The following is a 13,932-nucleotide window of genomic DNA, read 5'->3' as shown; positions in this document are numbered from 1 at the left end:
AATAGGCTGCTGCAATTTTTTAAAAATAATTTTGATGTGTATAGATATAATTCTATATTTGCACACCGAAAGAGAAAAACGGCCCGTTCGTCTAGGGGTTAGGACGCCAGATTTTCATTCTGGTAACAGGGGTTCGATTCCCCTACGGGCTACCAACCGAAAGGTTAAAATCAAACAAAAGCTTGCAATTTATTTGTAAGCTTTTGTCGTATATAACGGTTTTGGTAGGTATCCGTTATTCAGGCATCGTATTTAAAAGTTGTAGACGAAGCCAATTTTCTTCTCCCACTCCCTTCACACGCTATTTTACAGCATAACATTAAGTTAATACTGGCTCTGTATATTTGGCAATCCAACGGCCCACGTACATTATGGAGATTTTACAGGATAATCAACTTATGCAAGCCATTCGAGCGGGGAGTGAAGAAGCTTTTGCTCAATTTTTCAACGCGTACTGGGAATATCTTTACCGCGAAGCATACTTTCGCCTCAAGAATCATGATGATGCAGAAGACCTCGTACAAGAAATTTTCACCTCTTTCTGGCAGAACCGCGAGAGCATAATCATCAACGTCTCCATAAAAGCATACCTCGTAGGTGCGCTTAAAAATAAATTGATTCGACATTACACCAAAAATAATTTACATCAAGAAACGGTAGATCACCTCTTGCGGCAGATGGCTGTCTTTGAAGAAGGCGTACTCGATGCCATTACGGCAAAAGAGATTCAGCTTACCATCAATCAAGCCATCGATCATTTCCCCAAGAATATGCGGGATATCATCCTATTGCGCATGCAAAACTTTACGATAGCTGAGATCGCGAAAGCCCTTGACCTCTCGACCCAAACAGTGAAAAACAATACAACCATGGGCTTGAAACAACTTAAAGACATCTTAAGTAAAGAACATCCTGAAGTTTCCTCCAGCCTATACGCCTTTATTTTGGCCTTAATAATTACTTAATATCAACTTAATGATTTCTTGAGGTACTTATTCCGCTTTCGCTGCACTATAAGAGTGAAAACAACAGCAAGTGGAATTAAAGAAACTCAAAGAACTGCTCGATAAGCACCAATCGGGCCAAGCCACCGAAGCCGAGCGCCAACTCATCGAGACATGGTACGCCTCTTTCTCGAATAAAGAGGAGCAAGATCTATTCGAAAATACCGAACAGAAAGCACGCACTAGAGCGCGTATCTGGTCTGGCATCCAGATTCCGCAACCTATTCCTCAGCGTCCATTCAAACAGCGGTATCTCATCCATTTCGTCAGTGCCGCTGCGGTATTGCTCGTATTGGGAATTTCGATCGCTATTAAGCGAGGCGTGTTCTCCTCCAATAGCAGTAGCATAGCACAGCAAGCCGCCGTTGTGCCCGACTTTCGCAGCAGCACAGGTATTAAGGAGCGCAAGATGTTGGTGCTGCCCGATAGTACGCAGGTCTGGCTAAATGCCAACTCTACCGTTGAAGTGTTGGCCAACTATGGCGACAGTATCCGCCGTGTACATTTATCAGGAGAAGCATTCTTTGATGTGGCTCACTTGCCTTCCAAACCATTTATAGTCGAATTAGACGACCTGAGCGTGAGAGTACTCGGAACAGCCTTTAATATCAATTGCTACACGGGATTACAGACCATCAATGTGAGCGTGGATCGCGGTGCGGTTCAAGTGGAGAAGAATGGTTTTCCGCTAGAAAAACTATCCCTAGGACAATCCCTCGTATTTACAAGAGATAAAGGTACGTATGCCCTGCAAGAGAGTGGAAATAAAGGCTCTTGGCGTGATGGAAAAGTAGTATTAGCGCAGGCCAGCTTTGAAGAAATGGCACAGGTCATCCAAAATATGCACGGCGTCGTGGTCAAGAAACCCGAAAATTCAAAGCAGACCTATTCGTATGATCTAACACTCTATGCGGATCGACCACTGCGTGAAAACATGGAAAAAATATGCAGTATACACCGATTAAAATATAGGAGGGTCGACGATGAACTAATTCTCTACTAAACCAAACTATTGCGTGCGGTACCAAAAGGCACCGTCCGCAACGTATGTTGACCGGGATTTGCTTGAGACCCAATACCCGGCCACTTAGCTTTTTGTGTATTACTAAGACTATAAAAATAATGAATATAAATCTATTGTTCATACGAATTATTATGCGTGCGACAATTATGATCTGCTTATTTGGGACGATGATTGGCCAATTTCTATTGGCGGCGCCTCTGATGGGGCAAATCCACCAACGAAAAATTGATTTTACAGCGGCAGATATGACGTTGTATACCGCTATCAAGAAGCTCGAAAAGGAGCAAAATTTAGACATTGCATTTGATGATAAGCTCCTCGGACTGTCGTCTAAAGCGGTGGCCAATAAATCATTCAAAACCACTTCTATAGAGCGCATCCTTCAAAACCTATTCGCCGGTACGAATGTGGTATTTGAAGAAAATGACAAAGGAACTATCGTCTTGAAGAAAGCACAACGTCCCGGTGTGCTCACAGGTGTTGTATTGGATGAGAATGGCGAGCCACTACCATCAGCAACAGTTCGTATCACCGAGCTCAACAGAACAGCCACCACCAACAATGACGGTCGATTTACCGTTTCGGTACGCCCCGGATCCTACACCGTCACGGCGAGCTACATCTCGTTTGAAACGATGAGCAAAAGTCAGGTGCTCGTACAGGAAGGGGAAACTATGACCTTGAGTTTTCAGTTAGTGCCCGCCATGGATGAAGTAGCTGAGGTGGTTGTCACCGCGCTAGGCATATCACGCCAGCAAAAGTCGTTAGGCTATGCCGCGACCGAACTAAAAGGCGATAAAATTACCGAAACCATGCCCAATAACTGGACGGAAGCGCTATCAGGACGCATCGCTGGGGTTAACCTCGTGCGCTCGGGAGCAGGTCCAGCAGGTTCCAACAAAATTATTCTCCGTGGCGAAAACAACTTGACGGGAGACAACCAAGCATTGATCATCGTCGACGGAGTGGTGATCAACAATAGCAGTGGCAACCAAGTAGGCCAAGGTCATGGTGCTTATTTGGGCGGTGACTCACCCGTAGATTTCGGAACGGGGATCAACGATATTAATCCCGAAGACATTGCTTCGCTTACCGTATTAAAAGGTGCTAATGCTACGGCGCTATATGGACAGCGAGGTGCTAATGGAGCGATCGTCATCACCACAAAATCTGGAAAGATCAACAAGGGTATCGGTGTCACCGTATCGTCCAACGCCGTGATCGAATCTGTATCGCGCTGGCCCGACTATCAGTATGAATACGGGCAAGGAACGGAGGGCGTGCGCTATTATTCCTTCAATGACGGAGTAGATGGCCCAAGCACACGAAGCACCAGCTCCGCTTGGGGACCGAAATTTGACGGTCAATCCTATTTCCAGTACGACCCGATCACCCAGACGCGCGCTACAGAACGCACCCTTTGGGAGGCCTTCCCGGATGAGCGTAAAAAGTTTTTCGAAACCGGAACAACATTTACCAATTCCATCAGCCTAGATGGGGGCAATGCTCGTACACAAGTACGTTTCTCTTTTACAAATCTGCGAAACAAATGGATCATCCCGAATACGGGATACGAACGCAACAACGTATCCTTGACGGCCGCCCATCAGGTCACCGATAAGCTACGGATCCAGACCCGCATCAATTACCGGCAAAACCGTAGTGATAACTTGCCAACCTCTGGCTACAATAACCAATCTTTTATGTATTGGAATGCCTTTTGGCAACCCAATGCGCAGCTTAGTTGGCTGGAAGACTATTGGAAGCATGGATCAGAAAATCTGGTGCAAAACTATCCCTACAGTAGTCTTGTCGACAATCCGTACTTGATCGCCTATGAAATGCTCAACAAGAATAAGAGACATGGCCTTACCGGTAATATCGAAGCCACGTATAAGTTCTCGGACGAATGGGATGTGCTGGTGCGTACCACGATGGATCTAAACGCCGAACGACGCAGCCAGCAGCGGCCATACGATACCGAAAAATTTAAGAAAGGGATGTTCCGTACCCAAGCCATCAATAACACAGAGACCAATTCTGAAATGATGGTGACGTACAAGAAGGATATCAACGACCACTTCAAAATAAGAATCACTGGTGGAGGTAGCTCCCTACGCAATGAAAATGCGTTGGAACGCAACTCGGCAGATTCATTGGCCTATCCCGGCATATTCAATATGGGTAATCCAGCAGGTGTGATCGTGAGTACACCTTTTCGCAGTGAACTGGTGCTCAACAGTGTGTATGCCTTTGGTACGGTCGCATTCCGCGATTATTTATTTGCCGATCTATCGTTTCGTACCGATTGGAATAGCGCACTAGCCTCACCGACCAACAAGGGCAAGTCATTTAGCTATCCATCTGTCAATGTGAGTTATGTGCTTTCGGATATGGTGAACTTGCCTGCGCAGTTCTCCATGGTTAAGTTTCGCGGATCTATCGCCGAAGTAGGAAGTGGATCGATGGTACCCTATCGTACCTCTTACACGTACAATGTAGACCCGACTTTTCCGGGGGGAAGATCAAATCCTACCTCGCTTCCTAATCTGCAACTACAACCGCTTAAAACGGTTAGTTATGAACTCGGAACAGATCTCAACTTGTTTAGAAATAGATTGACCGTGAATGCGACCTATTACACCGCAACGACAACCAATCAGCATTTAGTCGCCGTGATCGATCGTGCGTCTGGTGCAAATAATGTATTGATCAATGCCGGTGGCATCCGAAATAGTGGCTTTGAGTTAGAAGCCTCTATCGTACCTATTCAAAAGAAAGATGGCCTTACTTGGATCATGAGCCCCACCTTTAGTACCAATAAGAATAAGGTGTTGGAACTGACGGATAACCAACAAGAAATGATCTTACAAAACGGACCCGGCAGCCGCGGTATGATGGTAGCTCGTGTGGGTGGCCGTATGGATGAATTATGGGGTCGCGGTTACCAACGTTCACCCGATGGACAGATCGTTTACGACAACGGTATTCCTCAATTAACCGATTCGGTGCAATACATTGGCCAAGCCAATCCCGCTTTTCGCCTAGGCTTGTACAACGAGTTCCGGTACAAACAATTCCGCGTAGGCTTTTTATTCGACGCGCAATTTGGTGCGGTCGGCTATTCATTGACCTCTGCGGTCAATAGTGAGCAAGGTAAAACAACCAATACGCTACCCGGACGCTATAACGGCATCATCGGCAACGGCGTGATCGACAATGGTGATGGCAGTTACCGAGCAAACGATGTGATCGTTACCAATGTGTGGGATTATTACAATGCGCACTTGGGGCGCGACAATGTCGAAGGCACCAGTTACTCAACCGACTTTCTAAAGTTTAGAGAATTTCGAATCGATTACAGTTTGAAGCCCGAAACCCTCGCTAAATTAGGGTTGCAGCGTGCCACGATAGGCGCCTTCGGGCGAGACTTATTTATTTGGTCAAGCTGGCCTGCCTTTGATCCTGAGTTTGGTACTCTGGGCAATGGCGACATCACCCGAGGCTTTGAGTTGGGGCAATTCCCAGCTACACGAACCTTTGGCGTCAACTTAGTTATTGGCCTTTAAAATCATCGTAAACATGAAACATCTTATAAAAATAATATTACTAGGAATCGTTTGCTCGAGTATATTTACCTCGTGCAACAAAGATTTCCAAGAAATTAATACCAACCCAAATACCAGTCCTCGGGTTCAGCCTGAGAATCTGTTGGCTCCCGCATTAACGAAATCAGTGAGTGCCAACATGAGCCGTAGCCAGCGCATCACTAATGAACTCATGCAAGTGACGGTCAATATGGGGGACGGTGACGGACGTATCTTTCGATACGATATCCGCACCAACGAAGCAGACCACATGTGGAATAATCTCTATGTGCAACTGCGCAACTTCCGCGATATCTACGAGTATGCGGATGAGCTCAATCAACCAGAATACAAAGCAATTGCTCAGATCTCTGAAGTGTGGTTGTTTTCTATACTCACCGATATTTATGGCGATATTCCGTATTCGCAAGCATTATTAGGAAGAGATTCAAACGTTGTGCAGCCCGTATTCGACAAACAAGAGGCGATCTATTTATCGCTGTTTGAGAAACTAGAAGAAGCCAATACCTTACTCAATGGAATAGCTTTTGAATATAAAATTAAAGCAGATGCAGATCCCGTTTTTAATGGACAGATGTACAAATGGCGTCTCTTTGGAAATTCCTTATACCTTCGGTTGGCACTACGTCTTGCGCATAAAACCGAACTCAATACCGTGGCAATTATTAAAAAGATTATCGAAGACAACCCGATCAGATACCCCATTATGCGTAGCAATGATGACTCCGCCATCTTACGATGGACTGGTGTATCACCATACGTGTCACCTTTTGCCACCTGGCGGAATGCCGATTGGTACGGTCCAAAATCGGCCAGCTTCTTTATCGACAAACTTAGTGAGCGTAGTGATCCTCGTATCGTGACTTGGGTATCTCTCTTCAATGGAGACTATCTTGGCGTACCGAGTGGGTATCCTGTTGGGCAGCCTCCCGTACAAGGATCTGCGCTGCACACCGGCCTGATGTTCCACCCCTTATTAGGAAACATGTTGAACTACGGTGAGCTGCAGCTCATATTAGCGGAAGCAGCCGTTAAAGGATACATTACGACTGGCTCAGCTCGAGAATACTACGAGCGCGGTACTAGAGCGGGGATCGAACTTTGGGGGCACCAAATGCCCTCTTTCTACCTCTCTACAGAGTTGAGCGCATGGGATGACAACTTCGACGAATTTCAGAAAATGGAACTTATCCACCTGCAAAAATATTACGCGTTATTCTTCACGGATATGCAATCTTGGTTTGAATTCCGCCGTACAGGCCACCCCGTCCTGCCAATCGGATCGGGACATCTTAACGACGGCAAAATGCCGGTACGACTCAATTACCCAGTCTATGTGCAAAATGCTAACCGTGCAAATTATCAAAAAGCGGTAGCCGAGCAGGGTCCGGATAATATCAATACACCGGTATGGTGGCAGAAACCTTAATCGAATGCGCACTAATAATCCAACTACGAAAATGAAAAAGTTAAGCTATAGCGTTCTATTTATCACATTGGGATTGATCACGTTATTAACCTCCTGCGAAAACAGGGATCATATCTTAGGGACATTAAGTCCGTATATTTCCATCCAAGATCTTCGTGCTGTGCACAAAGGCAATGACGTAGAGATTACGCCCGAATCCGTAAGTGAAGCCGAATGGACTACCGGTGTGGTAATATCAGATGCGCAATCGGGCAACGTGCCCGAAGGCATGATGGTCGTACAACAGCTCCAACGGGGCAATAGATTGCACGGTATTGCTCTGAAAGTCGGCGACCTTGCGGCAGCATACCGCATGGGCGATTCCATCCGCATTAATATCGGCGGCAAAACCTTGCGTCGCGAAACATTCCTGTATATAGACGGGCTACACACCAGCGATCTCGAAATGGTGGACAACGTAGGCAGCGTACGCACCAGACAAGTCTCTGCATCGGCTATCAACCAACGCCCTCATGAGTACGAAGGTACCTTAGTACAGATCGGTGGCGGAGAGATGGTGCCAGGACCAGTAGAAGGTGACAGCTTTGTGGGAGTAAAGAAAATGCTCAACGGTGCAGATACGCTTGTGATCCGAACATTGCCAACGGCAAACTATGCGGCACTGCCTGTACCACGCAATATGAACGTGAAAGGTATATTGTTGGGCGATACGAATGGCCTCATGGCCATATGGCCATTTGCCGTGGCGCATATCGAAGATACATCAGATCCTATTATTCCGGGCGATCTCGGCGATATGCCATTAGTATTCACCGGGTACTGCCCTGATCCAGAAGGGTCGGACACCAACTATGAATACATTCAGTTGATGGCCAACGCCGATATCAACTTTGCGGAGATTCCGTTTGCCGTAGTCACGACCAACAATGCCGGAGCCAACCAACCCAATGCAGGTGCTGCACCGGGTGCAGGGTGGTCTACCGGTGGTGCACGTACCCTCAAATTCAATTTGACTGAAGGTTCGGTCAAGAAAGGCGAGTTCTTCTACGTAGGGGGGCATCAAAAACGCATCAGTGGCGCAAACTCCACAACGTTGGGTGACCTGAATTGGGTACGAGCCATTCCATATGCTACCACTGGTGGTGATGGATTGGGCGATGCCAATGCCAATATCCTAGCGAATAGCGGAAATGCGAGCGGTATGGCGCTCTTCGTTGGTACCAATATCAACGAGGCTTCCGTACCACTGGATGTCGTGATGTTTGGTGGTTTGGGTACAGCTACCGTCATCGATTCGGTCGCCAATCTGGGATACCGAATCGCAAACAACGATCATTATCAGCGATTCCATCCCGAAACCTTGGCACCACAGCCATTCTTCTCTATGGGAGGTAATCAATACCGCATTCCACATTTTGTGCCGGCCAATGTGGGTTTCTTTATCAAGCTGGGCGGTGTATTCAACGCTACAACACGTACGTGGGAAGTCGCGAGAAGCTACCATGCAGAACCTCTGAGTAAACAAGCGCCGGCAAGTGTGCTCTCTACTGGAGTGGGAGTGACCCAGCAAGTTGATTAAATAATAATAGGGGCTTTCTAAAGGAGCAATTATCGACGTCATCGCGAAACGTAATAACGACCACGGAGCGATCTCATCTAAAAAAAGAGATCGTTCCGTTGTTACTATTTGCGATGACGTCTTTTACGCGTAATCATGCTTCTAAAAGACTGAGACTAATAAGATAATAAGACACATGAAAAGAACATACTTATCCTCGATCTACCGCTTATGCAAAGGAGTGCTATGCCTATCCATCATCATGACGCTATTGGCCAACTCCTGTAGCAAGAGCATGCTAGATCCTATTGATGAAACGATACCGCCAGCAGAAAATTCCGTTAGCAACGACTTTAAGGCAGCCATTTCCCCCTTCTGGGATATCGAGCGCGGCAAAGCGATGCCACTTTCGGGTACAGGCTATCAGGATGGAGATATCTTGCAATTGGAACCGGCACAGCAAGGGCAAAAAATCTTGACCGTGGCTATTGTCGACGACAAAGTTACGTTCCCAACCGATTTAGAACCGATCAATTATCGGCTGAGCATCCTGCGTGGTACCACATCGTATCCCATAGGCAACACTCAGTTCAACTACGTGCTCCGCGCAGATATCCCAAACCAAGAGGGTAAGAATATCAAGGGCGTAGTGCATGTTGCCGGGCAAGGGCTTGCCGATGTGGTTGTTTCCGATGGCTATGACGTGACCACAACAGATGCTCAAGGCGTCTATTATCTGAGCTCGACCAAGCGCACGGGCTATGTCTTTATTTCGATCCCCGCTAACCACGAGGTTACTGAAACGGCAAACAAGACCCCAAAATTCTATCAATTTGTGGCTTCCAATCCAGATATCATTGATACGCGTGATTTTGAGTTAACAGCTGTGAACAACGAAAACCATGTCATCTTAGCGCTTGCCGATATGCATTTAGCGAACAGAAACAGCGACCTGAGTCAGTTTCAGAACGGCTTCATGGCGGATGTTAATCAGCAGATCGCTCGCCTTAAATCGGAAGGAAAGCAAGTCTATGCGCTGACGTTGGGTGATCAGACTTGGGAAACCTATTGGTATAGTAATAGTTTTATGTTGCCCGAGTATGTTCAGCAGATGAACAACCTACAGGCTCCGGTTTTCAACACGATCGGTAACCACGATAATGATCCTTATTTTTCTAACGATTGGATGGCCGAAAACGCGTATCGGAGAATTCTCGGTCCCACTTATTATTCATTCAATCTGGGGCAGGTGCACTATGTCGTACTCGATAATGTGGAGTACATGAATACGGGTGGCTCATACGGTACGGTGGGCAGCAGAGATTACAACGCCAAGATTACCGAAAACCAATTGGAGTGGCTGGCCAAGGATTTGGCATCCTTACCAGCGACTACACCTATCGTGCTCTCTACACACATCCAATTGCACCATGCTCCTACAGAGCAGGGCAACACGCCCAACTTTCGCACCAGCAATGCACAGCAACTTATTTCTTTGCTAGATCGTTTTGCGGAAGTGCATGTGATGACGGGGCATACGCATGTGAACTACCGCGTATCACGTAACGATAAATTTATGGAACATAACATTGCCGCGCTTTCCGGAACTTGGTGGTGGACAGGGCGCCCAGGCTATTCCGACAACCACATTGCACCAGATGGTAGCCCGGGTGGTTACGGTCTTTGGGAGATGAATGGCAGCAATATCGTTTGGAAATACAAGTCCATCGGCTATGCGCCCGAATACCAATTTCGTGCATACGATCTGAATGAAGTGGAAATCACGGCAGCTAAGCATGCGCCAGCTGCTAATGCCACATTCCGTGCTATGGTGCCCCAATACGCTGCCGACTTCGCCAAAGCAAATAAAACCAATGAAGTATTGATCAATGTGTGGGGTTATGATCCCGAGTGGAATGTGTCGGTTACCGAGAATGGCAAGTCGCTAGACGTACAACGCGTTTCTTCGTATGATCCGCTGCAGATCATTTCCTATGGTATGCAGCGCCTCAATGTGAACGCAACACCCACCTTTGATGCTGCAAATACTTCCCATATGTTTAAGGTGAAGGCCTCAGCGGTTAATAGCACTTTACAAATCAAGGTGACGGATCGCTTCGGTAATACCTATAGCGAATCGATGGAACGGCCAAAAGCATTTACGTATCTAATGCGCTAAATGAATAACTCAAAACAGTAAGTAGAAATGACGGTAATAGTCTAGTTTTTACTGATAGGTCGTTGGTAGCAAGGTCCGATCCTCTTTAAGCAATACCCACCGAAAGGTTAAAATAACACAAAAGCTTGCAAATCAAATTGCAAGCTTTTGTTGTTGTATAGATTTTCCGAATTATCGTATGAATACACCATTACGAAGTAATATTTAAAACAATACTGCGTAATGATATAAAAAATTAAGATTTCGTTGCTGCTTGATAAGGTTTTTTAGCTGCCTCAATCAATTCCTTCATCTCCATCTTGATATAGTCAACGTTTGGTGTCGATCCGGTTAAGAAATAGCGGACCTTGCCATCTCCGTCGATCACAAATTTTGCAGGAATACCTCTAACCCCGAATTTTCCAGCCAATACTTCTCCCGTTTGCGCATCTTTCTGGTCATCGTACAGTACCTCAAAAGGATAGTTGTTTTTCTCGATGAATGATACCACATTTTTCTTGTACTCCTTGTCGCGTTCCCAAGTGTTGATGAATAAAAACTGTACGTTTTCATCGTTCTCATACATGGCCTGTGCAGCTTGCATGCCCGGGAAGGAACGGATACACGGCTGACACCAAGTAGCCCAGAAATCCAATACCACGACTTTGCCTTTTAGGCTTGCCAAACTTACTTTTTCCCCTTTCAAGTTAAGTAATTCGAATGCTGGCGCATCTTTATAAGTCGCCATCTCTTGAATATGCTCTTGGATAGATTTTACCAAATCCTGCTTTAGTCCAGCGTTAAACCGTTCGTATCCCTGCATTGAACCATTCAGCTCTGCGTAGAGATTTTTCAAATCATTCTCCACATTAAATTGTCCCTTGGCATAGAGCTTTGACAACACATTGTAGGCTTCCAACTTACGGTTGGTGCCCATCAAGGATTTATAATATACAGTCGATAAACCATCCGCTTGTTCTGGAGCAACTTCCATGGCTTTCTCAATCAGATCCAATGCTTCGGCGTACGAGCCACGATTCACCAAGATGCCCACATAGGAAGACATAGAACTTGCATAACCCATCGCGGCGAATTTAGCTTTATTGTCTTTTTGCTCTTCGGGCAGGCTAATGTAATAATAAGCGTCGTCCATCGCGACTTTCAATAACGGAGCTGCTGAAACCGTATCGCCAGCAGCCAATAAGGTTTGTCCAACAGGGAGATAGCCGTTTCCGCGCCAAAAACGCTCGTGCATCTGCTCCAAGTACTGAACGGCTTGTGTGGGTTTCTCTTCTTTGGCAAAAGCTCCCGCCAAATTAGCTAGCACATAATCATAAGTAAGCTCCTGTTCTGGGAAGTTTTTGACGGGCCATTTTTTCAATAGTTGTTTATAAGCCTTCTCCTTTTCAGCACTACCTTCGGCCTCGTAAAACACCTCGGTGATGTATGCATCTCTGGTTAGGCTACCTTTTGGGAACTTCTTGGTAGCTGTCTTACTGACGGCCTCCATCTTATCCTCATGACCTAACGTACGAAGAATGTTGATTGTCATGCGATAATCTTCCTCGACCTTCAAGTTTTTGACGTCGCTAAACAGTGCATTCGCTAACGAATCTTTTTGTTCTAGTGTGCCGTTTTCCAAGACACCGCGATTTCTTTGGTACAGGTTCTCTGGTTGCTGCTGCGCGTAGCTGAAACTAGCGGTGAGTAGCATAGCCATCAATAGTTTAGTTTTCATATTGTCTATGTTTGTTATGGTTGACGTATAGTGTGTTAATTTTCGTAGCCTGCGTTTTGAGTCAGGTTATTGTTTAGAAGAATTTGTGCATTCGGAATTGGGAAGAGCACATCCGTCGCCTGCCAGTTCGCCTTGATCGGTGAGAGTACAGCTGTAGCACGATTGGTGCGCTTAAGGTCAAACCAACGATGTCCAAATTCTCCAAAAAACTCGTGCAAGCGTTCTGCTTCGATGGCTGCAAGCAGTTGTGTTTGCGTAAGTGAAGCGGATAATCCAGCCAATCCAGCACGCGTGCGAATGGCGTCTACATCTTCCTTCGCGCCCGCCAAGTTATTGCGGTTAGCGCGAGCTTCGGCACGGATGAGGTATTGTTCTGCCAAGCGCAGTATCACGTGATACTCATTGCCAGTACCAGCCGAAACCTTGTATTTTGTAATCGCATAATACACCTTATTTGACACGGTCTTTGCTGCTGTCCAGTTTGTTTTCCGCAAATCTACGGTCGGTGTGATTTCAAAACTATTGTATGCAGCATCTGGCAAGGTATACCCCGGAATTACATTGGCCGAAGTAATGTAATTTGCGCCAAAGGAAGTAACACCACTTAGGTTAGCGATTTGAAAAATCACCTCGTTGCTGGTATTCGTGAAGTTACTCGTCGTTGCTGGTAATCCATACTCGGTAGCTTGCAACACTTTTGTAGCTTGCAATTCAGCTTTTTCCCAATCATTTCGGTAGAGATAGACACGAGCCAATAGGGCACTTGCCGCATGCTTGTTTACTCGGGCGCGGAACGTGCCTTCATAAGCTGTAGCAAGTTTGCTCTCCGCATCGGTCAGGTCTGCAATGATCTGCGTATACACTTGATCGGCAGGCGTTCTTGCTAAAGAAGCCTGATCAAACACCTCCAGATCGCTTAGCAAGTGCAAAGGCACATCACCATATAAATTGACCAGATAGAGGTAGGTGTAGGCGCGCATGAATTTGGCTTCGCCCAAGAGTTGGTCTTTCACCGTAGGTGTCAACGTTGTTGATCTTTCCAAACCGATGATGCTATTGTTCGTGTTTTTTACCAGTTGATACAAGCTTCCCCATAAGTTATTCACATAACTATTAGTATTCAACAAGCCATTGTTGGCAAACTCCAATAAACCAGCATCGGCGGCATTGTACTGCAGATCGTCTGCAGCCATACCCGAATAGAATGTCGTGGTGCCTGCATTGCCCACACCAGAAATATACAGACCTAGAACAACACTTCGAGCTGAAGCATCCGTCTGAAACGCTTCTTCAGATATTACTTGGGTGGGTGGCGCACCCAGTTCGACAAATTTCTCACAAGATGTGGCGAGCAGCGATGCGGCCAATATGGCGGCGGAAAATATATGTTTATTTAAAATGGTTTTCATGACG

The 13,932-nt window shown here is 46.3% G+C and carries 8 protein-coding genes and 1 tRNA gene; 7 read left to right on the top strand and 2 right to left on the bottom strand.

Annotated features, from left to right (window positions below; translation table 11 throughout):
• The first annotated feature begins 80 nt into the window (after positions 1-80).
• The 7 genes from AC3IRT_RS17110 to AC3IRT_RS17080 all read left to right on the top strand — a co-directional run bounded on the left by AC3IRT_RS17110 (position 81) and on the right by AC3IRT_RS17080 (position 10,802).
• Positions 81-155, top strand: a tRNA-Glu gene (locus AC3IRT_RS17110).
• 216 nt (positions 156-371) lie between these two features.
• Complete coding sequence (locus AC3IRT_RS17105) at positions 372-965, top strand: RNA polymerase sigma factor (protein WP_489394408.1); 594 nt, start codon at positions 372-374, stop codon at positions 963-965.
• Between the two features lie 70 nt (positions 966-1,035).
• Positions 1,036-2,007, top strand: a complete 972-nt coding sequence (locus tag AC3IRT_RS17100; RefSeq protein ID WP_489394407.1) for a FecR family protein — start codon at positions 1,036-1,038, stop codon at positions 2,005-2,007.
• 152 nt (positions 2,008-2,159) lie between these two features.
• Positions 2,160-5,597, top strand: a complete 3,438-nt coding sequence (locus AC3IRT_RS17095; RefSeq protein ID WP_489394406.1) for a SusC/RagA family TonB-linked outer membrane protein — start codon at positions 2,160-2,162, stop codon at positions 5,595-5,597.
• Between the two features lie 13 nt (positions 5,598-5,610).
• Entirely contained in the window at positions 5,611-7,065 is a 1,455-nt protein-coding gene (locus AC3IRT_RS17090; protein ID WP_489394405.1) for a SusD/RagB family nutrient-binding outer membrane lipoprotein, read from the top strand.
• A 31-nt stretch (positions 7,066-7,096) separates the two neighbouring features.
• The gene (locus AC3IRT_RS17085; protein WP_489394404.1) at positions 7,097-8,644 is read left to right on the top strand and encodes a DUF5689 domain-containing protein; all 1,548 of its coding nucleotides are present in this window, start codon (positions 7,097-7,099) and stop codon (positions 8,642-8,644) included.
• A 175-nt stretch (positions 8,645-8,819) separates the two neighbouring features.
• Positions 8,820-10,802, top strand: coding sequence for a calcineurin-like phosphoesterase C-terminal domain-containing protein (locus AC3IRT_RS17080; protein WP_489394403.1), 1,983 nt, complete (start codon positions 8,820-8,822; stop codon positions 10,800-10,802).
• Between the two features lie 235 nt (positions 10,803-11,037).
• On the opposite strand, the gene AC3IRT_RS17075 is transcribed toward AC3IRT_RS17080, so the two are convergent.
• Positions 11,038-12,519, bottom strand: a complete 1,482-nt coding sequence (locus AC3IRT_RS17075) for a TlpA family protein disulfide reductase (RefSeq protein WP_489394402.1) — start codon at positions 12,517-12,519, stop codon at positions 11,038-11,040.
• Between the two features lie 35 nt (positions 12,520-12,554).
• Positions 12,555-13,928: a RagB/SusD family nutrient uptake outer membrane protein gene (locus tag AC3IRT_RS17070; RefSeq protein ID WP_489394401.1), complete on the bottom strand. Its 1,374-nt coding sequence runs from the start codon at positions 13,926-13,928 to the stop codon at positions 12,555-12,557.
• Positions 13,929-13,932 lie beyond the last annotated feature (4 nt).

This window comes from Sphingobacterium sp. KH_072 (assembly GCF_057837975.1).
Note: the sequence above shows the minus strand (reverse complement) of the source record. Positions and strands in the feature narration are given on the sequence as shown.

Coding starts and splice junctions, on each gene's coding strand:
- AC3IRT_RS17090 (WP_489394405.1), top strand. CDS start 5,611: ATGAAACATCTTATAAAAATAATATTACTAGGAATCGTTTGCTCGAGT.
- AC3IRT_RS17075 (WP_489394402.1), bottom strand. CDS start 12,519: ATGAAAACTAAACTATTGATGGCTATGCTACTCACCGCTAGTTTCAGC.
- AC3IRT_RS17105 (WP_489394408.1), top strand. CDS start 372: ATGGAGATTTTACAGGATAATCAACTTATGCAAGCCATTCGAGCGGGG.
- AC3IRT_RS17080 (WP_489394403.1), top strand. CDS start 8,820: ATGAAAAGAACATACTTATCCTCGATCTACCGCTTATGCAAAGGAGTG.
- AC3IRT_RS17070 (WP_489394401.1), bottom strand. CDS start 13,928: ATGAAAACCATTTTAAATAAACATATATTTTCCGCCGCCATATTGGCC.
- AC3IRT_RS17095 (WP_489394406.1), top strand. CDS start 2,160: ATGCGTGCGACAATTATGATCTGCTTATTTGGGACGATGATTGGCCAA.
- AC3IRT_RS17085 (WP_489394404.1), top strand. CDS start 7,097: ATGAAAAAGTTAAGCTATAGCGTTCTATTTATCACATTGGGATTGATC.